A 22,321-nucleotide genomic window follows, 5' to 3' on the forward strand; every position below is an offset into this window, starting at 1 on the left:
CGGCACCTGCCGGCGGATGGGCATTGTCGCGCCGTACCCTCGGCATTCCGTTCGTCCATCGCCCCTCCGCGTTCTCTCGTCCCCGTCTCAGAAGACCATCTCCCCGACCGGCGGCACCCGTTCAGCCTTCTGCTGCGGGGCGTTTGTGCCGCGCGGTCGCAAAACCGTCCGGAGACTTCGCCTTGACTTCTCATCCCTCCTCATCCGCCGGGCCGCGCAGCCGGCCCGGCGCCGAATGGTTCGGCAATATCCGCGGCGACCTGCTCTCGGGTCTGGTGGTCGCGCTGGCGCTGATCCCCGAGGCGATCGCCTTTTCGATCATCGCCGGTGTCGACCCCAAGGTCGGGCTCTATGCCTCGTTCTCGATCGCCGTCATCACCGCCATCGCCGGCGGCCGGCCGGGCATGATCTCGGCCGCGACCGCCGCGACCGCCGTGCTGATGGGCTCGCTGGTCCGCGAGCACGGGCTCGATTATCTGCTGGCGGCCACCGTACTGGCCGGCCTGCTCCAGATCCTGGCCGGGCTGATCCGCTTCGACTATGTGATGCGGTTCGTGTCGAATTCGGTGATGACCGGTTTCGTCAATGCGCTGGCCATCCTGATCTTCATGGCCCAGCTGCCGGAACTGATCGGCGTGCCCTGGATCACATACCCCATGGTCGCGGCCGGGCTCGCCATCATCTATCTTCTGCCCCGTCTCACCCGCGCCGTGCCCTCGCCGCTGGTCTGCATCGTGGTGCTGACGGTTGTGGCGCTGTCGATGGGGCTGGAGCTGCGCACCGTGGGCGATATGGGCGAGCTGCCCTCCACCTGGCCGGCTGTCCTGATCCCCGACGTGCCGCTGACGCTGGAGACGCTGAAGATCATCCTGCCCTATTCGGCCGGCGTCGCCATGGTCGGCCTGCTGGAAAGCCTGATGACCGCGCGGATCGTGGACGAGATGACCGATACCGGCAGCAACCGCCGCCGGGAATGCTATGGCCAGGGCATCGCCAACACCCTGACCGGGTTCATCGGCGGCATGGCCGGCTGCGCGATGATCGGCCAGTCGGTGATCAACGTGAAATCCGGCGGCCGCGGCCGGCTGTCCTGCTTCTGTGCCGGCGTGTTCCTGCTGCTGCTGATCGTGGTCACCGGTGATCTGGTGGCGCAGATCCCGATGGCGGCGCTGGTCGCGATCATGATCATGGTCTCGATCGGCACTTTCCGCTGGTCGTCGCTGAAGGAACTGGCGACCCATCCGCGGGTGTCGAGCCTGGTGATGGTGGCAACCGTGGTGACGGTGATCGCCACCCATAACCTGGCGATCGGGGTGGGCGTGGGCGTGCTGCTCTCGGGCCTGTTCTTCGCCTGGAAGATCTCGCGCATCGTGCGCGTCACCTCGACCCTGTCCGAAGACGGCCGCACCCGCACCTATCTGGTCGAAGGCCAGGTCTTCTTCGCCTCTGCCGAAATCTTCCAGTCCGGCTTCGATACCAAAGAGGATCTGGAGCGGGCGGTGATCGACGTCTCCCGCGCCCATATCTGGGACATTTCCAGCGTCGCGGCGCTGGATGCCGTGGTGCTGAAATTCCGCCGCCACGGCACCCGGGTCGACATCCTGGGCCTGAACGAGGCCAGCGCCTCGATCGTCGACCGCCTGGCGCTGCACGACAAGCCGGGTGCGGCCGGGCGGCCGGCGGGGCATTGAGCCGCACCGTCCGGTTCCGCGTGCGGATCTGCCCCACACCCCTCCGGTCGGGACCGTCCCGGCCGGCGGGGGGCATATGGCCGGGGCCATCTGTCATCGACAGCATTCGCCGGACGCGCCCTTCGGGCAGACGGCTTCGGCAGACCGGCCGGCGTCGAATGCGATGGCACCAGGGTACTGACAGCATCTATACTTTTTCAGCACAGATACCTTGGGGGAGACGTGCCGTGCCTAAGGAAGCTGTCTTTACGATGAAGCTGGAGGCCGAGTTGCGCGCGGCATTCATGGCCGAGGCTGCGGCAGAAGATCGCCCGGCATCGCAGGTCGTTCGCGAATTGATGCGCGACTATATCGAACGGCGTCGTCAGAGCCGTGACTACAACACCTATCTGCACCGAAAGGTTGAAGCCGGACGTGCGTCGATACGTGCCGGACAGGGCCGGCCCAATGACGAGGTCAAAGCTGATTTCGCGGCGCGTCGGGCGCGGCTGGCAGGGTCCGACGCGTGATCGTGCTCTGGGCGCCTGAGGCGGAGCAGGACCGCGCATCAATCTGGGAGTACATCGCGACGGGCGACCCGCATGCCGCCCGACGTCTCGACGAACTGTTCGACCGTGCAGCAGATCGCCTGACAGCATATCCCGAGATGGGCAAAGCCGGCTCATCCCAGGTATGCGTGAGTTGATCCCACATGAAAGCTATCGCCTGATCTACGAGATCCATGGCGGTGCCGTCTGGATCATCGCCCTGGTCCACACCTCTCGCCAATGGCCCCCGCTGATCACCCCGCCCCGAACCGGTCGATGATCGTCACCCCGGTGCCGGGGAAGCGGTCCATCATGGTCAGCAGGCGGGTGCCTTCGTCCAGGTCGACGCGGGCGCCGATCAGCTTTTCCGGCTGAAGCCGGCCGCGGCGGATCATCTCCAGCATCGCCGGGTAGCGATGGGCCTGCATGCCGTGGCTGCCCAGCAGCTCCAGCTCCCAGGCGATGACGCGGTCCATGGGGATGGCGGGGCGGGCCTGGTCGGCCAGCAGCAGACCGATCTGGACATGCCGTCCCCGGCGGCCGAGCGACAGGATGGAATTCACGCAGGTCGCCGGGTGGCCCAGCGCGTCGATCGACAGCTGCGCGCCGCCGCGGGTGATCTCGTGCACCTGACCCGGCACATTGCCGTTGCCCGTGGCGTCGATGCTGGCGACGGCGCCGAGGCTCCGCGCCAGATCCAGCTTCGCAGGGTCGATGTCGATCGCGATCACCTGCGCGCCGGCGGCGGCGGCGATCATCACCGCCGACAGCCCGACCCCGCCGCAGCCATGGACCGCGACCCATTCCCCGGCCCGCACCCGGCCCTGATCGATCACGCCGCGGAACGAGGTGACGAAACGGCAGCCCAGGCTGGCGGCGACGTCGAAGCCCATCTCGTCGGGCAGCGCCACCAGGTTGACATCGGCATGATCGATGGCGACATGGTCGGCGAAGCTGCCCCAATGGGTGAAGCCCGGCTGGAACTGGTTCTCACAGACCTGATGCTGGCCGGCCGCGCATTCCCCGCAATGGCCGCAGCCGCCGACGAAGGGCACCGTCACCCGGTCGCCTTCGGCCCAGCGGGTGACGCCGGCGCCGACCGCCACCACCGTGCCCGCCAGCTCGTGCCCCGGCACATGGGGCAGGCGGATATCGGTATCATGGCCCATCCAGCCATGCCAGTCGCTGCGACAGAGCCCCGTGGCCCCCACCTTCAGCACCACACCGCCCGGCCGCGGCGCCGGGTCGGGCAGGGTGGTGACGGTGATCGGTCCCTGAAATCTCTCGAAGATGGCGGCGCGCATGGGGGCTCTCTTGGGAACGGGGTGGTTGCCTCACGGAGGTTCTAGCACGGCGTTGCGACCAGGGGGAGGGGACGAGAGCATCCTCCGGTGTTGAGACTGATTTGCAAGCGCACTAAACTGCCCGGATGTGCCCAGAGATGCATCAGCCCGGGAGCAATGCCATGGCCGGCAGCGGTTTCGTCCCGCGGATGGACAGCCGGATCGAAGGGATCCGGGTGATCGGCGATCTGCGCTGCCGCAGCTGGTCGGGCATCGTCGCCGATGTCTGGGAGGTGGACTGCCAGGCGGATGCCTGCGGCACCTATGTGGGGGAACACCCCCGCCTGTTCGTGGCGCTGGAGCGGACCGGCCCGGGCGCATTTCTGGTCGGACCGCGGCCGGAGCTGCCGGCCGCCCGCCCGCGGCTGGCCGGCCGGCTGATGAACTATGTCCCCGCGGGCATGCGGCTCTGGGGCCAGGGCGTGGGCGCGCACCGGCTGCGTCATCTGGATGTGCATTTCGATGTGGCGACCCTGGAAGATCGCATGGGAGAGCCGGTCGACCGCCAGGCGCTGGAGCGGCCGCGGCTGGGCTTCACCGATGATCGCCTTCTGGCCCTGGCCCGGCTGATCGCGACCGAGGTTGAACGCCCCGATCCGCTGCATGCGCTCTATGGCGACGGGCTGGCGGCGGCCCTGTTCATCGACCTGATGGCGCAGCAGCAGCGCGGCGTCGTGCGGCCGCGCAGCCGGCTGACCCCCCGCCAGCTGCGCCGGGTGACCGATTTCATCGAAGCCAATTGCCTGCGCGCCATCCGCCTGCAGGAACTGGCCGATCTGCTGGGCCTGTCGCAATCCTATCTGGGCCAGGCCTTCAAGGCCGCCACCGGCATGGCGCCGCATCACTGGCAGATGCAGGCCCGCATCCGCCGCGCGCAGGAGCTGTTGCAGACGGGGGCCGTATCGCTGGCCGAGGTGGCGGCACAGACCGGCTTTTCCGATCAGGCCCATTTCACCCGCGTCTTCAAGCAGGTGACCGGTGCCACCCCCGCCGCCTGGCGGCGCGATCTGGCCCTGTGATCCCGGGCCGTGACCAGATTTTCAGCGCGGCCCCGTGCCATTCGTCGTGAAAACGTTCAAACCCGTCCCGATCCGGTCAAGCCCGGGCCGATATGCGAGTGATATACACTCGCAACCGATTACGCCGGCAGGCAATGGCGACAGGATCAAGGCATGGGCACCGACCGCATCTCTTCGACCCGCTCCCGGCGGCGCTTCTTCGCACGAGCGTCGTTCAACCGCAGTCTCAGGGGCAGTGCCGCCCTGGTGGCGCTGCTGGCGGCCATGCCCCATGTGGCACAGGCCGATGAGGCCGTGGTTCTGCCGCAATTGCAGGTGGAAGACGACATCCAGACCGCCAACGGCCCGATCGACGGCTATGTGCCGCGGCGCAGCGCCACCGGCTCCAAGACCGATGCCGCGATCACCGAAATCCCGCAATCGGTGTCGGTGGTCGGCCGCCGCCAGCTCGACGATCTGCCGGGCAACAAGCTCGACGAGGTGCTGGGCTATACCGCCGGCGTCAAGGCCGGGCAGTTCGGCACCGACAGCGATACCGACTGGCTGATGATCCGCGGCTTCGATGCCGGGCAGACCGGCGTGTTCATGAACGGGCTCGGCCTCTACCAGTACGGTTTCGGCAATTATTCGATCGATCCCTTCCTGCTGGAACGGATCGACGTGCTGAAGGGGGCGAGTTCGGCACTCTATGGCGGCGCCAATGTCGGCGGGCTGGTCAACCTGGTCAGCAAGCGCCCGACGGGGGAGCGGCTGCGCCATGTCGAGACCGGCATCAACAACTGGGGCAATGCCTATCTGGCTTTCGACATCGGCGATGCGCTGGACGCCGACAGCGCCTTCCGGGTGACCGGCAAAGTCTCGGGCGGCCATTGGGAGACCGAGACATCCGAGGATTTCCGCGGCGTCATCGCACCGTCCTACACCTGGAAGGGTGACAGCACCCGCGTCACCCTGCTCGGCATGTATCAGGACCAGGATCTGACCCATACCGGCGGGTTCTGGCCCTATGTCGGCTCGGTGGTGCCGGCCGCCTTCGGCCGGATCCCGCGCGATTTCTATTACGGGGAAGAGGATGTCGACCTCTACCGCCGCCAGCAGGCGATGATCGGCTGGGAGGTGGAGCACGACGCGTCGGACAGCGTGACCCTGCGCCAGAATTTCCGCTACAGCCGGGTCCATACCCGCGAGCGCGGCCCCTATCCCTATGGCTGGCGGGTGCCCGGCGCCCCCTATGAGGGCGGTGGCACCGAGCCTGTGGCCCCGGGCAACGAGCTGTTCCGGATCGGTTTCGAACACGAGACCACGGTGAATTCGGTCACCGCCGACAACCAGGCCGAATGGCGGGTCACCACCGGGGCGGTCGACCACAGAATCCTGGGCGGCATCGACTATCGCTATTACATGATCGACCATGCCCAGAAGTCGGGCGGGGGCACGCCGATCAGCGTGACCGACCCGGTCTATGGCGCCCCCCAGGGGCCTGCCTTCACCTATCTGGACCAGGAGCTGAGCATGCATCAGCTCGGCGCCTATCTGCAGGACCAGATGCGCATCGACGGCAACTGGATCCTGACCCTGACCGGCCGCTATGACCGGGTCTGGACGAAATCCGATGACGCCTATGTCAGCCCCTGGACGCCGAATGCCTATAACTACAAGGGCGAGGAGGGCGCGTTCAGCGGCCGGGTGGGGCTCGGCTATGAATTCGCCAATGGCGTCACGCCCTATGTCAGCGTCGCGACCGTGTTCAACCCGCAGATCGGTGCCGACCGGCTGGGCACGCCCTTCGAGCCCGAAAAGGGGCTGCAATACGAGGCGGGCGTGAAATACATGCCCGACGCGTTCGACGGCCTGTTCACCGCCTCGGTCTTCGAACTGACCAAGGAAAACGCCCTGGTCCCCGATCCGGTCAACACCAACTACAAGATCCAGCGCGGCGAGGTCCGCTCGCGCGGGATCGAGCTGGAGGCGCGGACGGAGCTGGGCGGCGGCTTCAGCCTGCTGGGCCAGGCGACCTTCCAGGATGTCGAGGTGACCGAAGACAGCAACAAGGCGCTGGTCGGCAAGACGCCGGTGCTGGTGGCCGATACCAGCGCCTCGCTCTGGCTCGACCATGCCTTTCAGGCCGCCGTTCTCGACGGTGTGAGCGCCGGCGCCGGCATCCGCTATCTGGGCGAGAGCTGGGCGAACGAGACCAATACGCTCAAGGTGCCGGATGCGACGGTGGTCGATGCGGCGATCCGCTATCGTCAGGCGGGCTGGGGTGTCTCGGTCGATGTGGTCAACCTGCTCGACAAGGAGTATGTCAGCGGCTGCGGCTCGATCTATCAGTGTGGCTATGGCGCCGGCCGCACCGCGACGCTCACCCTGTCGCTCGACTGGTGACGGAGACGAGATGACCGATCAGCCCCCCGGCCCCCCGGCCCTTTACGACCTCGACGGCGTGACCATCGCCGTCGACGGCCGCCCGGTCATCGACGGGCTGACGCTCAGCCTGGAGGCGGGGAAGGTCTGTGCGCTGGTGGGGCCGAACGGGTCGGGCAAGAGCACGCTGATCCGGGCGCTGGCCGGGCAGCAGCCTCTGGCGGCGGGGCGGATCCTGCTGCAGGGGCAGCCGGTCGGAGCCCATGACGCCCGCGGCTTCGCCCGGCTCGTCGCCTATATGCCGCAATTCACCCCCGCCGCCGAGGGCATGACCGTGGCCGAGCTGGTGGCGCTTGGCCGTTTCGCCTGGCATGGCGCGCTCGGCCGGTTCAGTGCCGCGGATGGCGAGAAGGTGGCGGCGGCCTTGAGGGTGACCGGGGTTGCGCAGTTCCGCGACCGCATGGTGGAGGCTCTTTCGGGCGGCGAACGTCAGCGGGTCTGGCTGGCGATGATGCTGGCCCAGGACACCAGGGCGCTGCTGCTCGACGAGCCGACCTCGGCGCTCGACATCGCGCACCAGGCCGGCATGCTGGCGCTGATCCGCGACCAGGCCCGGGCCCGCGGCCAGACCGTGGTGATGGTGCTGCACGACGTGAACATGGCGGCCCGGGTCGCCGACGAGATCCTGGCGCTGGCGGCGGGCCGCATCGTCGCCCGCGGCCGGCCCGATGAGATCCTGACGCCCGGGGTGCTTGGCCGGATCTACGGCCTGCCCATGGGCATTTTTCCGCATCCCGATACCGGGCTGCCGGTCGCCTATGTCCGCTGAGCTTACCCGCCGCAGGCTGCTGATCGGGGCCGGAGCCGCGCTCGCCGTCTGCGGTGGCGGGCGGCGGCTGTCGGCGGCTGCACCCGAACGTCTGGCGGTCATCGACTGGGCGCTGCTCGAAACCGTGCTGGCGCTCGGCATCGTGCCGGTGGCGGCGGCCGAACTCCGCCAGTTCCGCGAAACCGTGGTCGAGCCGCCGGTGCCCCAGGGCGTCGCCGATCTGGGCCTGCGCGGCGCGATCAATTTCGAGCTGCTGCGCCTGGCCGAACCCGATCTGATCCTGAATTCCGCCTTCCATGCCTGGGCCGAACCCAATCTCGCCCGCATCGCGCCGGTCGAGACGATCTCGATCCACCGGCCCGGTGCGGCCCCTTATGATGCGGCCGCGGCGGCGGCCCGCAGCCTCGGCGCCCGGCTCGGGCGGGGCGATGCGGCCGCGGCCCTGATCGCCGATACCGATGCCGTGATTGCCGCCGCAGGGGCGGCCGCGCGGGCGGCTTCCGGCGGCCGGCCGGTCTTTCTGGTCACGCCCGGCGATGCCGCCCATGTCAGCGCCTTCGGGCCGGATTCACTGCCGGGTGCGGTCGCCGGACGTATGGGGCTCGTCAATGCCTGGGGGGCCGATACCCGCTACAGCGGCACCGCGCCGGTCGGCATCGAGGCGCTGGCCGCCCGGCCCGAGGCCTGGATCGCGCTGATGGCGCCCATGCCGCCCGACACGCTGCGCCGGCTGGGCCGGGCCACGCTCTGGCAGGCCCTGCCGGCGGTGCGCGAGGGGCGCGTGCTGATCATCGACCCCGTCAACCCCTTCGGTGCCCTGCCGACCGCCGCGCGCTTCGCGCGGCTGCTCTCGGCCGCCATGGTGCCCCATGGCTGAGCGGCTCCGCCCGTTCAGCCTGGGCGCGCTGGTCTGGCCGGGCGCGCTGATCTGGCTGGGGGTCGCGGCCATGGCGGCGCTGCTGTCGGCACTTGCCCTCGGCCGCAGCTTTTCGGCCGATCCGGTGCTGGATGCGATCATCCGCCGGGATGGCGTGGCACCCCGCATCCTGGTCTCGATCCTGGCCGGGGCGGCGCTCGGTTTCTCGGGGGCGCTGCTGCAACGGGTGCTGCGCAATCCGCTGGCGGAACCGGCCACGCTCGGCATCGCCTCGGGCGCGCAGCTGGCGCTGGTGCTGGCGACGATCCATGCGCCGCTCTGGCTTGCGACCGCGCGCGAGGGCATCGCCGCCACCGGCGGGCTCGCCGCCGTCGCGCTGGTGCTGGCGCTGACCTGGCGGCGCGGGCTGGAGCCGGTCTCGGTCGTGCTTGCCGGCATGATGGTCACGCTGATCGCGGGCGCCATCGCCGCCGCCGCGATCCTGGCCGATGGCCGCTATATGATGTCGCTGTTCATCTGGGGCGGCGGTGCGCTCGCGCAGCAGAGCTGGGGGCCGGCGATCGGGCTGGCGATCCGGCTCGGCCTTGCGGTTGGCGTCGGCGCCCTGCTGATCCGCCCGCTCACCCTGTTTGCGCTCGACGACGGCGCCGCGCGCAGCCTGGGTCTGTCGCTCACCCGGGTGCGGCTCGCCGCCGTCGCGGTGGCGGCGGGGCTCGCCGCCTCGGTGGTCTCGGAAGTGGGGGTGATCGGCTTCGTGGGCCTGGCCGCCCCCGCGCTCGCCCGGGCGGCCGGTGCGCGCAGCCCTGCCGGGCAGCTGGTCTGGAGCCCGGTGATCGGCGCGGTGCTGCTCTGGGCGACCGATGGCGCAGTGATGCTGCTTGAAGCCCATGGTGTCGCCGGCCTGCCCACGGGGGCCGCGACCGCGCTGCTCGGCGGGCCGCTGCTGCTGTGGCTGCTGCCCCGGCTCCGGATGATCGAGCGGCCGCCCACCCGCGACCGGACCGCGCGCGACATGCACCAGGCCCGGCCCCGGCTGGTGCTGACGGGGCTTTTGCTGCTCGCCCTGGTGCTGGTGCTGGCGGCGCTCTCCCTTGGCCGCGGCCCCGACGGGCTGCACCTTGCGACCGGCACGCTCTTCGCCGATCTGCTGCCCTGGCGCCTGCCGCGGGTGATGGTGGCCGCCGCAGCCGGCGCCATGCTCGCCGCGGCGGGCGCCGTGATGCAGCGGGTCACCGCCAACCCGCTCGCCAGCCCGGATGTGCTGGGGGTGGGGGCCGGGGCCGGGCTCGGCCTCGCTCTGGTGCTGCTCGGCCTCGACCTGCCCTCGACCGGTGCCCGGCTTGCCGGGGCCGCGGCGGGCTCGGCGGCGGTGCTCGTCTTCATCCTGGGGCTTGCCGGCCGGTCGGGTTTCGGTGCTGAACGGCTGCTGCTCGCCGGCCTCGCCACCGCGGCGCTGGCCAATGCGGTGCTGGTGGCGGTGATCGCAACCGGCGGCTTCCGCGCCTTCGAACTGCTGGGCTGGCTGGCCGGCTCCACCGCCGCGATCACCCCCGCCGATGCCTGGATCGCGGCGGCGGCGGCCCTGCTGCTGATCCTGCCCCTGGGAGCCGCGGGCCGGGTGCTCGCCCTGCTGCCGCTCGGCCCTGCGGTGGCACAGGCCGCGGGGCTTCGGGTCGGCCCGGCCCGGGGGCTGCTGGTGCTGCTCTCGGCGCTGCTGACCGCGGCCGCCGCCCTTCATGTCGGCCCGCTGGGCTTCGTGGGGCTGATCGCCCCCCATGCCGCCCGGCTGCTGGGGCTCAGGCGGCCGCTGGTTCAGCTGGCCGGCGCCGTGCTGGTCGGGGTTGCATTGATGGTCGCCGCCGACTGGCTCGCGCGCATGGCGGCCTTCCCGTACCAATTGCCGGTGGGCCTGTTCGCGTCCATACTCGGCGGCCCGTATCTGGTCTGGCTGCTGGGGCGCGGAAGGCACCGCCGGTCCTGACGACCCGGTCTTCGCATAACGACCTCTTCCCGCGTCACTCCGCCAACCGCAACGTGCCTGGGACCCTCCCCCGATGCTTCGACAGTTCTTCGCCTATTACACCCCCTATCGCGGGCTGTTCCTGCTCGATTTCGGCTGTGCGGTCTTCGCCGGCCTGCTGGAGCTGGGCTTTCCGGTCGCGGTCAAGTTCTATGTCGACGAGCTGCTGCCCGGCGGCGACTGGGGCTGGATCATCGCCGCCGCCGTGGCCCTGCTGATCGTCTATCTGCTCAACACCGGTCTGATGGCGGTGGTCACCTATTGGGGCCATATGCTGGGCGTGAACATCGAAACCGAGATGCGCCGCCGCAGCTTCGACCATCTTCAGAAGCTGTCCTTCCGCTTCTATGACGAGAACAAGACCGGTCATCTGGTCGGCCGGGTCACCAAGGATCTGGAAGAAATCGGCGAGATCGCCCATCACGGGCCGGAAGATCTCTTTATCGCGATCATGACCTTCATCGGCGCCTTCCTGCTGATGCTGTGGGTGAATGTCGATCTGGCCCTGCTGACCGCGGCGGTGGTGCCGCCGATCATGTGGGTCGCCACCCATTACGGCAAGCGCATGGCCGGCAACTGGGATGCGCTCTACGGCCGGGTCGGCGATTTCAATGTCCGGATCGAAGAGAATGTGGGCGGCATGCGCGTGGTCCAGGCCTTCGCCAACGAGGATCACGAGCGCAAACTCTTCGCCCGCGACAACGACCGCTACCGCTCGACCAAGCTTGCCGCCTATAAGATCATGGCGGCCAGCATGTCGCTCAACTATATGAGCATCCGGCTGATCCAGCTGGTGGTGCTGATCGCGGGCGCCTATCTGGTGCTGAACGAGCAGCTCTCTTACGGCGGCTTCGTCGGCTTCCTGCTGCTGGTCGGCGTCTTCGTGCGGCCGATCGAGAAGATCAATGCGGTGATCGAGCTTTACCCCAAAGGCATCGCCGGGTTCCGCCGCTATCTCGACCTGCTCGCCACCGAACCCGACATCGCTGACCGGCCGGGCGCCCGGCCGGCGCCGCGGCTGGCGGGCAATATCCGCTTCCACGAGGTCTCGTTCTCCTATGGCAGCCGGCCGGTGCTCGACCGGGTGAGCTTCGAGATCGGCGCGGGCGAGACGGTGGCGATCGTCGGCCCTTCGGGCGCCGGCAAGACCACGCTCTGCTCGCTGCTGCCGCGCTTCTACGATGTCGAGGCCGGGGCGATCACGGTCGACGGCATCGACATCCGCGACATGACGCTGGCCTCGCTCCGCGGCCAGATCGGCATCGTTCAGCAGGACATGTTCCTGTTCGGCGGCACGATCCGCGAGAACATCGCCTATGGCCGGCTGGGTGCGGCGGAGCCCGAGATCATCGAGGCCGCCCGCCGCGCGCGGCTGATGGATCTGATCGACAGCCTGCCCCAGGGGCTCGACACGGTGGTCGGCGAACGCGGCGTCAAGCTCTCGGGCGGGCAGAAGCAGCGCATCGCCATCGCGCGCATGTTCCTGAAGGATCCGGCGATCCTGATCCTCGACGAGGCGACCTCGGCACTCGACACCGAAACCGAGCGCGAGATCCAGAAGGCGCTGGCCGAGCTGTCGGTCGGCCGCACCACCCTGGTCATCGCCCACCGCCTCGCCACCATCCGCGGCGCCGACCGCATCCTGGTGGTCGACCGTGGCGGCATCGCCGAACAGGGCGCCCATGACGAACTGCTGGGCGCGGGCGGGCTTTACCGGCGCCTCCACGAGGCCCAGTTTGGCACCTGAAGCTTCGGGATCTGAAGGGCAGCCAGCGCCGCCAGCACGCAGGCGACGCCCAGGATCTGGGGCAGGCTGACCGTCTCCCCCAGCACCAGGGCGGCCAGCGCCACCGCCGAGACCGGGGCGAGGGCGGTGAAGGGGGCCGCCTCCGCCCCGCTCACCCGGGCGGCGCCGGCATACCAGAGCACGAAGCCGATCACCGTCGGCACCAGCGCGTACCAGACGACGCCGACAAGCGCCGCGGCCTCGGGTACGGCCGCCCAGGGCCGTTCCAGGATCAGCGCCGGCAGGGCGGCGGCGATGAAGCCCAGCCCGGTCATCACGGCAGACAGCGCAAGCGGCGCGATCGGGATCCGCAGCTTCTTGTTCAGCAGAATGAACAGCCCCTCGCAGACCACCGCACCCAGCACCAGCAGCGCGCCCACCGGCGACGAGGTGCCGCCGTCAGCCGCGCCGTCCCCGCCCGCACCACCGGCGGCCACCGCCATCATGCCCGCCGCGGCAAGCGCGATCGCCGCCAGCAGCCGCCGCCCGGGCCGTTCGCCCAACACCACCACCGCGATCGCGGCGGTCACCACCGGCAGGGTGCCGATCACCACCCCGGCATCGGCGGCGGAGGTCCGGGCCAGCCCTGAAATCAGCAGCGTGGTATAGCCGACACTGCCGGCCCCCGCCTGCACCACCAGCACCGCCAGATCGCGCGGCGCCGGCCGCGGCAGCCGCACCCCCTGCCAGCGCATCAGCAGCAGAAACACCGGAAAGGCGAGCGCAAAGCGCAGCGCCGTGGCGGTGAACGGCCCCATCCCGCCGGCAAGCCCTCCTCCGGCAATGGCTTTCGACGCAATCACCGTGGTGCCGACCAGCACCATGGCACCGGCCAGACAGGCAAACCCGATCCGGCGATCGGCCGGGGTGCCATTGGCAGAGGTGCCATTGGCAGAGGTGGTTTTGGCAGAGGTGGTGGTCATGGGCGGCACGCATCCTGAACGGTGGCGGGATCGCCAGAGGATGCGCGGGGCGGGCGGGGGCGGTCTTGAACGGAATTGCGGCGATCACTTCGGCGGTGGCTGACGCCAATAGGCCTCGACATTCCGACCACGATAAAGGATGTCGATCACCGTCAGGCGATCGACGTCGTGACGATATGCGATGGTGACACGCCGCTCGAAAACCGCGACCCGTAGCCCCGGCATGACGTCGCTGCGGTTCCGCCCCAGCCGGGGGAAGGTTGCCAGCAGCCCACAGAAATCGTCGATGCGTTGCAGGTATCCGCGGGCGCGCTCTGGCCCCGACGCTTCGGCAATGTAGCCATAGAGCGTCGTCAGCTGGCGTCGTGCATTCGGGGAATAGACGTGGCGGTACACTCAGCCGCCTTTCAGGCGGGCGAGGTAGTCGGCGTGGATGACGTCGAGAAGATTTTCCGAGGACACGGCCTGATCAGGGTTGTCCAGATATTCTTGCCAGGCCCGGGGCACGTCATCATGCAGCCAGCGTTCGACATCCTCATCCCACGCCAGTAGGGCGCGTGCGCTCGCTTCGAGGAAATCATCCGTGGAGCCATACCGCCCCGTGTCGATTTCCTTGTCCATCGCGGCAGCGACATCAGCCGGGAGATTGACTTCAAGTCGTCGTGTGTTGGCCATGTGTACCTCCGATGCAAGAAGGATCGGCTTTCGCCGCGACATTTTCAAGCGGTGCGGCCCCCGTCCCAGGGGTATCGTATTCGGCGGAGGACTGAGCTTGCGAGCCCGTCGAACCATTCGGCCCGCTTCCCATGAGGCAATCAGGGGCGGCCGACCAGCACCAGCGCACCGGCCAGGCAAGAAAATCCGGCCCGGCGCCCGGCCGGGGGCGTTTTGAACGGAATTGCGGGGCTGGTCACCCGCAGGGTCTGGTGTGCCATAATCTGCTGACGGAGCAATGCCGGGGGTCAGTATGGCCGAGACCACCTTTACCTTTCAGGTCGATGAAGGACTGAAGGATGCGTTTGCCGAAGCGGCGAAGGGCAGTGATCGTACCGGCGCCGAACTTCTGCGTGACTTCATGCGGGACTATGTTCGGGACCAGGTCGAGGCGGCAGCCTGTGACCGGTGGTTCCGGCGTGAAGCAGAGGCGGCCATCGCCGAGGCTGACGCGGGCAACGTCATATCCAATGATGATGTTGAAGCTGATGCCGATATCTGGCGGGCAGAAATGCAGCGCAGGTTGAACGGCGCCGCTTCGTGAAAATTGTCTGGACGCCCCAGGCACTCAGAAGCCGACAGGAAATTTGTCGCTACATTGCTGCTGATGATGTGGCAGCCGCACTTGTACTGGACGAGATTTTCCGAGCAAGGGCTCTCCAGTTTGTGCTCTATCCATCTCTGGGACGGCCTGGTGGTGTCCATGCACATGCGAGCTGATGGTCCATCGCAACTACATCCTGGTCTATCAGCTGAGCGTTGATTCGGTTCGGATATTGCACGTGCTGCATGCCGCCCGCCGCTGGCCTCCCGGGTCGCGCTGACTCCGTTCCGTCATACCTCTTTCCCCGCCCAAACCCCCGGCGTCGCGCCCAGCCGGCGGGTCATGTGGCGGGTCATGTGGCTCTGGTCGGCGAAGCCGGCTTCGGCGGCGGCTTCGGCGAGGGGCGTGCCGGTGGTGATCAGGCGGCGGGCGAGCTGTACGCGGCGTTCCAGAACATAGGCATGGGGGGTGAAGCCGGTCGCGCGGGTGAAGCTGCGGATCAGCTGGAAGCGGCCGGTTTGCGCGATGGCGGCAAGCCCGGCCAGATCGTGGGCGGCGGCGGGGTCGTCGTCGATGGCGGCGCGGGCGCGGGCGATGCCGGGGGGGATGGCCGGGCGGGCGGCCGGCACCAGCAGCCCGCCCAGAAGATCGGCGAGCAGCACGGTCAGGCGTTCCTCGCGGGCGAGGGGGGCCGCGGTGGTGGTGGTCGCCCGGGCGGTCAGGCTGTGGAAGGCGGCGAGAAACCGCGCCGCGGTGGCGGGGGCGGTTGCGGCCGGATGGTGGAATTCGGCATCGCCCGACCGCATCAGATCGGCCGCCACCTCTGCCAGCACCGGCGGGTCGATATAGAGCATGCGCCAGGCGCGGCCGGTATCGCCGATCGGCCAGCCGTCATGCACCTCGCCCGGGTTGACGGTGATCACGTCGCCCGGCCCGGCCTCCACCGGCCCGCGGCCGCTGGCCGAGCCCTGGGCACCGCGGGCGATCACCCCGATGCCGAACTGGTCGTGGGTGTGGCGGGCGAAGCGGCGGGTGGTTTCCGCCGTCACTGCCTCGATCCCCGGCAGGGCGGTGGCAAGGCGGCGGAAACGGCTGGCGGGGTGCGGCATCGGGCAGGACCTTGGGGGCGGCACCTTCCGGGCGGTATGGGCACCCGTAGTCTGTCAGATCCACCGCCCGTCCGGCTAGTGGGAGGGTGGCCAGCGCCTTGCATCCCGCCACGCCGCCCCCGCCCCGATCAGCGCCGCTGCGGCCGCGGCCCCTGCAACCGCGCCGAAGCCGATGCCCTCATAAGCCAGACCCAGCAGCAGCGGCCCCAGGAAGACCGCCGTGTAGGTGACGGCCGAGTGCAGCCCCATCACCGCCCCGCCGGCCCCGGCCGCGCGGCGCGAGAGCAGCAGCACCAGCATGTTGAGCCCCAGATGGTTGACCATGCCCCAGACCGCCGCCACGGCGAGGGCCGTGGGGAAGGCTTGCAGGGCGGGGTTGAGGATCAGATAAACCCCGGCGATCGCCACCATCACCCGCGGCAGCAGCCGCGCCGGGCCGATCCGGTCGATCAGCGGCGCGGCCAGGCTGGCCAGGCCGAAGCCCGCACCATAGGCCAGTACGAACAGGCCGGCGGTGCCGGCATCCAGATCCAGCGCCCGGCGGAAGGCATCGCCCACAAAGGCATAACAGCCGTAGAAGGCGGTCATGAAGGTGAGACAGACCAGCAGCAGCGAGGCCACCCCCGGCCGGCGGAGGGTGGCGAGCGGCGAGGCGACCCGGTGGCGTGTGCTTGCGGCGATGGCGCCCGCCGGTGTGGCCGGCAGCCGCCGGCAGCCGAGGCAGGTGGCGGCGGCGATCACCGCCAGCACGACATAGGCGACCCGCCAGCCGGCCAGATCGGTGATCGCGGCAGAGGCCGGCACGCCGGCCACCAGAGAGATCGCCCAGCCGTTCAGCACCCGCCCCAGCACCCGCGCGCCCCGCGCAGCCCCCCCAAGGCTGGTGGCGGTGGCATAGATCGCCGGCAGCAGCATGCCGGCGGTGATGCCGGCCAGCATCTGGGCGGCGGCCAGCACCGGCCAGGCCGGGGCGGCGGCGCTGGCGGCAAGGGCAAGCGCCATCACCGCGGTGGTGGCGACCAGCACCCGCTTTGCGCCGAACCGGTCGACCGCGGTCGACAGAAACAGGGCCGAGATCGCGGTCGCGGCACCATAGGCCGAAATCACCCGGGCGATGGTGACGGTATCGGTGCCGAAATCGCGGGCGACATCGATCAGGATCGGGCTCAACAACAGGGCATTGGAGCCGACGGTGACCACCGCCGCGATCAGCAGGCCGATCAGGCCGCCGGAGGGCGATGTGTCGGGAAGGGGGGCGTCGGGGGCGGTGTCGTCCATTAAGGTCTCTCTTCCGGCCGGGGAGGGGCGCGCTCCGGCTGTCGCACACCCGCCGCCTGCGTGCAAGCCTTGCCGCAACCGGCCGGGGCGGCCCCGCTTTCCCTTGCGGCCGCTTTCCCTCTATGATCGGCGGCCGTCCCCGACCCCGGTTCCGACGGTGCCGGGCGGAGGACCCAGATCAGACCCGGACCGGAGTTGATGCGCGTTTTTGCAATCTCGGACCTGCATGTCGATTACGACGAAAACGACCGCTGGGTGGCGGAACTGTCGACGGCGGATTATGTCGACGATCTGCTGATCCTGGCCGGCGACGTCTCCGACATGCCGCAGCGTCTGGGCCGCACCCTGGAACGGCTGGCGATGCGGTTCCGCACCGTGATCTATCTGCCCGGCAATCACGAGCTTTGGGTGGTGCGCGACCGCACCCATGACGATTCGTTCGCGAAGTTCGACGAGGTCCGTCGCATCGCCCATGAAAGCGGCGCGGTGCAGCAGGTCTGGCACGGCGCCGGGCTCCGCATCGTGCCGCTTTACGGCTGGTATGATTTCTCGTTCGGCGAGCCCGCGCGCGATCTGCGCCTGGCCTGGACCGATTTCCGCGCCTGCCGCTGGCCCGAGGGCATGACGCCGGCGCTGATCACCGACGCCTTCCTGGCCCGCAACCCGGCCCCGGTGGCGGCAGCGCATGCGGTGACCATCACCGTCTCGCATTTCCTGCCCCGGATCGACGTGATGCCGGATTTCATCCCGCCGGCCAAACGCATCGTCTATCCCGTGCTCGGCACCCGCAAACTGGAAACCCAGCTCCGCGCCTGGGGGCCGGTCACCCATGTCTATGGTCACAGCCATGTCAACCGCGATCAGGTGATCGACGGTGTGCGCTATGTGAACAATGCCTTCGGTTATCCGGGGGAGACGCGGATTGCGGCGAAGCGGTTGCTGTGCCTCCGGGAGGCGTGACCGGATTGCGTCTGTGTGAATTCACTTTTAAGTTTCATGGAAGGGCTTTCTGTCGCCTGGGAGGCACGACGTGGCGGAATGCGGGGAAACACCATCCGTCATTCTGGGTCTGAAGGCCGCCGGCCTGCGAGGCGTGCTTGCATCGCTTGTGCCGGTGGCAGTGCTGGCGGTGTTGTCCGCGCTGCTCATGGTGCTGGTGCCCTGGCTCTTCGCCCGCCTGATCGATGATCTGGCGGCCGGGGGTGCAGAGGATCTGCTGGCGGTGGTGGCGGCATATGCGTTGCTGCTGGGGTGTGGGTTGGTCGTCAGGCATGTGGTGGAATATCTGGGCGATATGTGTGCGGAGCGCATATCCTCGACCATCAGCATCGCCTTCTTCGAGCGGCTGATGCGCAAGACCCCGGCCTTCTTCGTCGACAACAACATCGTCGCGATCCGGCAGGCCCAGGCGCGGGGTGCCATGGCGATGAACGTCGTCGTCCAGCTGGGGTCGGGGGTGCTTCTGACCGGCCTGGTGCAGTTCCTGGCCACGATCGTGATGCTCGGTGCTGCCGTGACCCCGGCGATTGCCGCCATCGTGGCGGCCTATGGTCTGGCCTTCACCGGTGTTACCTGGCTGGCCGCGTCACGCACGCGCGGGCATCTGGATGCCGCGATCGACGCCGATCAGCAGGTGGCGCAGGTCTTCGGCAATGTGATCGGCGCCGTAGAGGCGGTGCGGCAGGCGGGCGGCACCGCCTGGGCACGTGATCATCACCACGCGCAGATGCATGGGCTGCTGGATCGCTGGGCTGCCTATTGCCGGCGGCGGATCGCCTATGCCGCGATATATGGCCTGGCGCTGGCCATGCAGATCGCCGTCACCTTCGGCCTGCTGCTGCCGGCCTGGCGGGCGGGCCAGCTCACCATCGGCGAGGTGGTGCTGTTCAACACCCTGCTTCTGCAGCTCAATCAGCCTTTCGAGGCCGCCGGCCATGCGATCGATGATGTGGTTCGTTCGCTGGCGCGGCTGCGGCCGCTGTTGCGCATGTGGCAGGCGCCGGAAATGCCGATGCGGCCCCAGGCGCAACCGCTGGTGATCCGCGACGGGACCGTCACTTTCGATCATCCCGGCTATGTTCATGCCGACGGGCGGGGGCTGTCCGGGCTTCGGGCGACGGCGCGGCGCGGCCATGTCACCTGGATCATGGGAGAGACCGGCGCAGGCAAGACCGCGCTCATCCGATTGTTGACCCGGGCGCTGGAACCCGGCACCGGGCGCATCCTGATCGACGGCACGGATCTGGCCGGGATCGACCCGGAGGCCTGGTACGCGATCGTGGGCATCGTCCCGCAGGAGCCGGTCCTGATCGCGGACAGCGTGGCGATGAATGTGACCTTCGGCCGGCCCCGGGACGAGGGGCGGCTGAATGCGGCGCTGGCCGCAGCCCGGATGCTTGAGCGCGTCCAGGCCATGCCGGCCGGGCTTGAAACGGTGGTGGGGGAGCGGGGTTTCCGCCTGTCGGGTGGCGAGCGTCAGCGGATTGCCATCGCCCGCGCGCTTTATGGCGACCCCGCCGTGCTGCTGCTCGACGAGGCGGGCTCCGCGCTCGATCCGGCGACGGAGGAGAATATTCTCGACGGTATCCGCCAGATTGTCGATCGGGTGACGGTGATTGCGGTCACCCACCGGCCGGGGGTGATCCGGCCGGGCGATACCGTGATCACGCTGGCCAGTGGCGGATCACCGGTGGTGCGGGAGGGCATATGATGAGACTTGCGCTGTTGGGCGGTGTCGATGGCAGCTGGGCCGCCATGCTGCGTGCCGGCGGCCATGTTCTGACCTCGATATGGACGGCCGGCGGTGGTCAGGTCGGCGAGATCACCGCAGCGCTTGCCGCGGAACATCAGTGCCCGGTCTTCTTCCATCGGTTCCGCCGTGATGATCTGGCGATGCTGCGGCAGACCGGCACCGGGCTGGTGGTGGTGGTCGGCTATCCATGGCTGGTACCGGTCGACCCCGCCCTGCCTGCGGTCAACATCCACCCAAGCCTGCTGCCCGACGGGCGCGGACCCGCCCCTGTGCAATGGATCCTCGCGAGCCACCCGGCATCGGCGGGGATCACTGTTCACAAGCTGACGGCAGAGGCCGATGCCGGGGACATTCTGGCGCAGGAGCCGATGACCCTGACCGCCACCGATGATCTGCACACGGTGTTCGCGCGGACCTATTGGCGATCGGCGCAGATGATGGCGGCGATCCTGGCGGATTTTCCACGCGCCTGGGCGGCGGCGGTGCCGCAGCCCGCAACCGGCCGCTGGACGGCGGATCACCCCGGGGTCTTCACCATCGGGCCGACGACCCGGGTGGGCGATGCGCTGCATCACTGGCGCGCCTTCGGCCCGGGGCTCGTCGCCTGGAGGGAAGGGGAGGGGCGGACCCGCTGGCCGGTGGCGGTGCGCGGCTGGCTGGAGGCCCATGGCCTGGCCCCCGGCATGGTGGTCTCGGATGACGGACGGATCGCGACGCTGGCGGTCGTGGACGGCTTCCTGCTGATCGAGGCCCCGGGGTGACGCCCGTAATCATTGTCTTATGGCATCATAAGAGTCGTTATTTGACCAGATCCATCAACCCCGCCACCACCGGCCCGTAATCGCTGCCGGACGCACGAAGTGCGGCCTGGATGGTCGGGCGGTCGGTGGGTTTGTTCTGGCTGAGCTTCTGCATGCAGTCGATCCGCTCCACCCGGATGCGGAGGCCGATGACGCCCTGGATCAGCCGGTCGACATGGGGCTCCGGTGCCGCATCCAGGGTCCAGCCGGTGGCGGTGCGGGCCTCGAAGGCGGCGATCTGGCGGCGCATCAGGTCGATCAGGCCGTCGCGGTCGTCGATGACCGTCAGCCGGCCGCGGATCTGCAGGCCGACATAGTCCCAGGTCGGCACGTTGACCGGGCTTTCATACCAGGCGGGCGAGATATAGGCATCGGGGCCGTTGACCACCAGCAGGGCCGGCATGCCGGTCGACAGCGCCGCCGCATGGGGGTTGCGCCGGGCCATATGGGCGGCGATGGTGAGACCGGTGATGTCGTGGGGGGGCTGATCTTCAGTGGTGCCCTGACCTTCGGTGATCACCGGCAGCGAGGTGGCGAGCGGCAGGCCATCGGCGCCGGCGGTCACCAGCGTGCCGAAGGGGAAGCGGGCCAGCCAGCCCAGAATGGCGGCGGGGTCGTCGGTGCGGTAATGGGCGGGCACGTACATCGCGGGCGGCATCCATTGGAGGAGGGGCAATGCGGATATTGTATTTTGACATAACGAAAGTCACAATAGCCGCGATATCCCCCTCCGACCGGAGTTTCCCCGCATGACCGACGACGCACTCGATCCCGCGCTCAGGGCGATGCTGAAGGCCGCCGCCGAGGCCCCCGCCGGGCCGAGCATCCGCGACCTGCCGGTGCCCGAGGCGCGCGCCGCCTATCGCGAGCGCTATCTGATCCGCGGCATCCGCGCCCCCGAAGCGCCGGTCGCCATGACGGAACATGTGCTGGAGCTGCCGGATCGGGTGATCGATGCCCGGCTCTACCGGCCGGCGCGGGCGGGCGATGCCCCGGTACTGCCGCTGGTGATCTATTTCCACGGCGGCGGCTTCGTGGTCGGCGACCCGGCGGCCTATGACAACCAGTCGCGCTGGCTGGCCGACCGGCTGGGCGCGCTGGTCCTGACCCCGGATTACCGCCTGGCGCCGGAACATCCCTTCCCGGCGGCGGTGGCGGATGCCTGGGACGTTTTCACCCTGGTGGCCGGCGATGCCGCGGCCTGGGGCGCCGATCCGGCCGCGATCGGGCTTGCGGGCGACAGCGCCGGCGGCTGCCTGACCCTGGTCACGGCACTCACCGCCCGCGACCGCCCGAACGGCCCGCAGCCGGTGGCGGGTCTGGCGCTTTATCCCGTGACCGATTTCCGCCCGAATGCCGGAGAAGACGTCAGCTATCCGTCGATGGCCGCCTTCGGCAGAGGCTATTTCCTCGACACCGCCACCATGGACTGGTTCTGCGATCTGTTGCTGACCGGCACCGAAGACGCCCGCGACCCCCGCGCCTCCCCCCTGCTCTGGCCGGATGTCGCCGGCACCTGCCCGATCGTGCTGGCCACCGCCGGCTTCGACCCGCTCTCCGACCAGGGCGACGCCATGGCCGACCGCCTGGCGGCCGCGGGCGTGCCGGTCGACCATCTGCGCCTGGCCGACATGATCCACAACTTCCCCGGCTATGCCGGCCTGTCGGCGGGCGCCGAAGCGGCCTTCGCGCGGGTGGTGGATGCCTTCGGGGCACGCCTCCCGGGCCGGCGGCGCGCGTAAGCC

General features: G+C 69.1%; 20 protein-coding genes and 1 pseudogene. 14 read left to right on the forward strand and 7 right to left on the reverse strand.

The window, feature by feature from the left end; all coding sequences use genetic code 11:
- Positions 1-182: 182 nt before the first annotated feature.
- From P7L68_RS03580 to P7L68_RS03590, 3 genes and pseudogenes are all read left to right on the forward strand, one after another.
- A complete protein-coding gene (locus P7L68_RS03580) occupies positions 183-1,691 on the forward strand; it encodes a SulP family inorganic anion transporter (protein WP_371999794.1) in 1,509 nt (502 codons plus the stop codon).
- Between the two features lie 227 nt (positions 1,692-1,918).
- Entirely contained in the window at positions 1,919-2,200 is a 282-nt protein-coding gene (locus tag P7L68_RS03585; protein ID WP_371999795.1) for a hypothetical protein, read from the forward strand.
- Positions 2,197-2,498 (forward strand): annotated as a pseudogene (locus P7L68_RS03590) (type II toxin-antitoxin system RelE/ParE family toxin). The gene P7L68_RS03585 and the pseudogene P7L68_RS03590 overlap by 4 nt, the downstream one beginning before the upstream one ends.
- On the opposite strand, the gene P7L68_RS03595 reads toward P7L68_RS03590, so the two are convergent.
- The gene (locus P7L68_RS03595; RefSeq protein WP_371999797.1) at positions 2,473-3,522 is read right to left on the reverse strand and encodes a zinc-dependent alcohol dehydrogenase family protein; all 1,050 of its coding nucleotides are present in this window, start codon (positions 3,520-3,522) and stop codon (positions 2,473-2,475) included. The pseudogene P7L68_RS03590 and the gene P7L68_RS03595 sit on opposite strands and share 26 nt — an antisense overlap.
- A 137-nt stretch (positions 3,523-3,659) precedes the next feature.
- Between P7L68_RS03595 and P7L68_RS03600 the strand changes: the two genes are divergently transcribed.
- The 6 genes from P7L68_RS03600 to P7L68_RS03625 all read left to right on the forward strand — a co-directional run bounded on the left by P7L68_RS03600 (position 3,660) and on the right by P7L68_RS03625 (position 12,417).
- On the forward strand, positions 3,660-4,580 hold the full coding sequence (locus tag P7L68_RS03600; protein WP_371999798.1) for a helix-turn-helix domain-containing protein: 921 nt from the start codon (positions 3,660-3,662) through the stop codon (positions 4,578-4,580).
- 153 nt (positions 4,581-4,733) lie between these two features.
- On the forward strand, positions 4,734-6,965 hold the full coding sequence (locus tag P7L68_RS03605; RefSeq protein WP_371999799.1) for a TonB-dependent siderophore receptor: 2,232 nt from the start codon (positions 4,734-4,736) through the stop codon (positions 6,963-6,965).
- A 10-nt stretch (positions 6,966-6,975) separates the two neighbouring features.
- Positions 6,976-7,773, forward strand: a complete 798-nt coding sequence (locus P7L68_RS03610; RefSeq protein WP_371999800.1) for an ABC transporter ATP-binding protein — start codon at positions 6,976-6,978, stop codon at positions 7,771-7,773.
- Positions 7,763-8,650, forward strand: coding sequence for an ABC transporter substrate-binding protein (locus P7L68_RS03615; protein WP_371999801.1), 888 nt, complete (start codon positions 7,763-7,765; stop codon positions 8,648-8,650). Before P7L68_RS03610 ends, P7L68_RS03615 begins: the two co-directional genes overlap by 11 nt.
- Positions 8,643-10,631: a Fe(3+)-hydroxamate ABC transporter permease FhuB gene (gene fhuB, locus P7L68_RS03620; protein ID WP_371999802.1), complete on the forward strand. Its 1,989-nt coding sequence runs from the start codon at positions 8,643-8,645 to the stop codon at positions 10,629-10,631. The genes P7L68_RS03615 and fhuB overlap by 8 nt, the downstream gene beginning before the upstream one ends.
- Positions 10,632-10,704: 73 nt before the next feature.
- Entirely contained in the window at positions 10,705-12,417 is a 1,713-nt protein-coding gene (locus tag P7L68_RS03625; protein ID WP_371999804.1) for an ABC transporter ATP-binding protein, read from the forward strand.
- Here P7L68_RS03625 and P7L68_RS03630 read toward each other — a convergent pair.
- From P7L68_RS03630 to P7L68_RS03640, 3 genes are all read right to left on the reverse strand, one after another.
- Positions 12,381-13,379, reverse strand: coding sequence for a DMT family transporter (locus tag P7L68_RS03630; RefSeq protein ID WP_371999806.1), 999 nt, complete (start codon positions 13,377-13,379; stop codon positions 12,381-12,383). The two genes, P7L68_RS03625 and P7L68_RS03630, sit on opposite strands and share 37 nt — an antisense overlap.
- 84 nt (positions 13,380-13,463) lie before the next feature.
- Positions 13,464-13,775 (reverse strand): type II toxin-antitoxin system RelE/ParE family toxin, encoded by a 312-nt coding sequence (locus P7L68_RS03635; protein ID WP_371999808.1) that lies wholly within the window; start codon positions 13,773-13,775, stop codon positions 13,464-13,466.
- Positions 13,776-14,054, reverse strand: coding sequence for a CopG family transcriptional regulator (locus tag P7L68_RS03640; protein ID WP_371999810.1), 279 nt, complete (start codon positions 14,052-14,054; stop codon positions 13,776-13,778).
- Between the two features lie 292 nt (positions 14,055-14,346).
- Between P7L68_RS03640 and P7L68_RS03645 the strand changes: the two genes are divergently transcribed.
- On the forward strand, positions 14,347-14,637 hold the full coding sequence (locus tag P7L68_RS03645; protein ID WP_371999811.1) for a hypothetical protein: 291 nt from the start codon (positions 14,347-14,349) through the stop codon (positions 14,635-14,637).
- Between the two features lie 290 nt (positions 14,638-14,927).
- Here P7L68_RS03645 and P7L68_RS03650 read toward each other — a convergent pair whose 3' ends face one another.
- Both P7L68_RS03650 and P7L68_RS03655 read right to left on the reverse strand, forming a co-directional pair.
- Positions 14,928-15,746 carry an AraC family transcriptional regulator gene (locus P7L68_RS03650; protein ID WP_371999813.1) on the reverse strand — a complete coding sequence of 273 codons (819 nt, stop codon included), beginning with the start codon at positions 15,744-15,746 and terminating at the stop codon, positions 14,928-14,930.
- Positions 15,747-15,821: 75 nt separating this feature from the next.
- On the reverse strand, positions 15,822-17,024 hold the full coding sequence (locus P7L68_RS03655) for an MFS transporter (protein ID WP_371999814.1): 1,203 nt from the start codon (positions 17,022-17,024) through the stop codon (positions 15,822-15,824).
- Between the two features lie 198 nt (positions 17,025-17,222).
- Between P7L68_RS03655 and P7L68_RS03660 the strand changes: the two genes are divergently transcribed.
- The 3 genes from P7L68_RS03660 (at position 17,223) to P7L68_RS03670 (ending at position 20,537) form a co-directional block, all read left to right on the forward strand.
- The gene (locus P7L68_RS03660; protein WP_371999815.1) at positions 17,223-17,984 is read left to right on the forward strand and encodes a metallophosphoesterase; all 762 of its coding nucleotides are present in this window, start codon (positions 17,223-17,225) and stop codon (positions 17,982-17,984) included.
- A 70-nt stretch (positions 17,985-18,054) separates the two neighbouring features.
- Positions 18,055-19,734, forward strand: coding sequence for an ABC transporter ATP-binding protein (locus tag P7L68_RS03665; RefSeq protein ID WP_371999816.1), 1,680 nt, complete (start codon positions 18,055-18,057; stop codon positions 19,732-19,734).
- On the forward strand, positions 19,734-20,537 hold the full coding sequence (locus P7L68_RS03670; protein WP_371999818.1) for a formyltransferase family protein: 804 nt from the start codon (positions 19,734-19,736) through the stop codon (positions 20,535-20,537). Before P7L68_RS03665 ends, P7L68_RS03670 begins: the two co-directional genes overlap by 1 nt.
- Positions 20,538-20,574: 37 nt before the next feature.
- Here P7L68_RS03670 and P7L68_RS03675 read toward each other — a convergent pair whose 3' ends face one another.
- A complete protein-coding gene (locus tag P7L68_RS03675) occupies positions 20,575-21,222 on the reverse strand; it encodes an FMN-binding negative transcriptional regulator (RefSeq protein ID WP_371999819.1) in 648 nt (215 codons plus the stop codon).
- A gap of 103 nt (positions 21,223-21,325) precedes the next feature.
- Between P7L68_RS03675 and P7L68_RS03680 the strand changes: the two genes are divergently transcribed.
- Complete coding sequence (locus P7L68_RS03680) at positions 21,326-22,318, forward strand: alpha/beta hydrolase fold domain-containing protein (RefSeq protein WP_371999821.1); 993 nt, start codon at positions 21,326-21,328, stop codon at positions 22,316-22,318.
- Positions 22,319-22,321: the final 3 nt, after the last annotated feature.

It is taken from the genome of Tistrella mobilis, assembly GCF_041468085.1.
Lineage (GTDB): Bacteria > Pseudomonadota > Alphaproteobacteria > Tistrellales > Tistrellaceae > Tistrella > Tistrella mobilis_A.

Excerpts from the sequence above, each read along its gene's own strand:
- P7L68_RS03630 (WP_371999806.1), bottom strand. The coding sequence starts at position 13,379 with ATGACCACCACCTCTGCCAAAACCACCTCTGCCAATGGCACCTCTGCC.
- P7L68_RS03655 (WP_371999814.1), bottom strand. The coding sequence starts at position 17,024 with ATGGACGACACCGCCCCCGACGCCCCCCTTCCCGACACATCGCCCTCC.
- fhuB (WP_371999802.1), top strand. The coding sequence starts at position 8,643 with ATGGCTGAGCGGCTCCGCCCGTTCAGCCTGGGCGCGCTGGTCTGGCCG.
- P7L68_RS03660 (WP_371999815.1), top strand. The coding sequence starts at position 17,223 with ATGCGCGTTTTTGCAATCTCGGACCTGCATGTCGATTACGACGAAAAC.
- P7L68_RS03605 (WP_371999799.1), top strand. The coding sequence starts at position 4,734 with ATGGGCACCGACCGCATCTCTTCGACCCGCTCCCGGCGGCGCTTCTTC.
- P7L68_RS03650 (WP_371999813.1), bottom strand. The coding sequence starts at position 15,746 with ATGCCGCACCCCGCCAGCCGTTTCCGCCGCCTTGCCACCGCCCTGCCG.
- P7L68_RS03640 (WP_371999810.1), bottom strand. The coding sequence starts at position 14,054 with ATGGCCAACACACGACGACTTGAAGTCAATCTCCCGGCTGATGTCGCT.
- P7L68_RS03675 (WP_371999819.1), bottom strand. The coding sequence starts at position 21,222 with ATGTACGTGCCCGCCCATTACCGCACCGACGACCCCGCCGCCATTCTG.
- P7L68_RS03670 (WP_371999818.1), top strand. The coding sequence starts at position 19,734 with ATGAGACTTGCGCTGTTGGGCGGTGTCGATGGCAGCTGGGCCGCCATG.
- P7L68_RS03625 (WP_371999804.1), top strand. The coding sequence starts at position 10,705 with ATGCTTCGACAGTTCTTCGCCTATTACACCCCCTATCGCGGGCTGTTC.
- P7L68_RS03645 (WP_371999811.1), top strand. The coding sequence starts at position 14,347 with ATGGCCGAGACCACCTTTACCTTTCAGGTCGATGAAGGACTGAAGGAT.
- P7L68_RS03610 (WP_371999800.1), top strand. The coding sequence starts at position 6,976 with ATGACCGATCAGCCCCCCGGCCCCCCGGCCCTTTACGACCTCGACGGC.
- P7L68_RS03595 (WP_371999797.1), bottom strand. The coding sequence starts at position 3,522 with ATGCGCGCCGCCATCTTCGAGAGATTTCAGGGACCGATCACCGTCACC.
- P7L68_RS03600 (WP_371999798.1), top strand. The coding sequence starts at position 3,660 with ATGCATCAGCCCGGGAGCAATGCCATGGCCGGCAGCGGTTTCGTCCCG.
- P7L68_RS03615 (WP_371999801.1), top strand. The coding sequence starts at position 7,763 with ATGTCCGCTGAGCTTACCCGCCGCAGGCTGCTGATCGGGGCCGGAGCC.
- P7L68_RS03680 (WP_371999821.1), top strand. The coding sequence starts at position 21,326 with ATGACCGACGACGCACTCGATCCCGCGCTCAGGGCGATGCTGAAGGCC.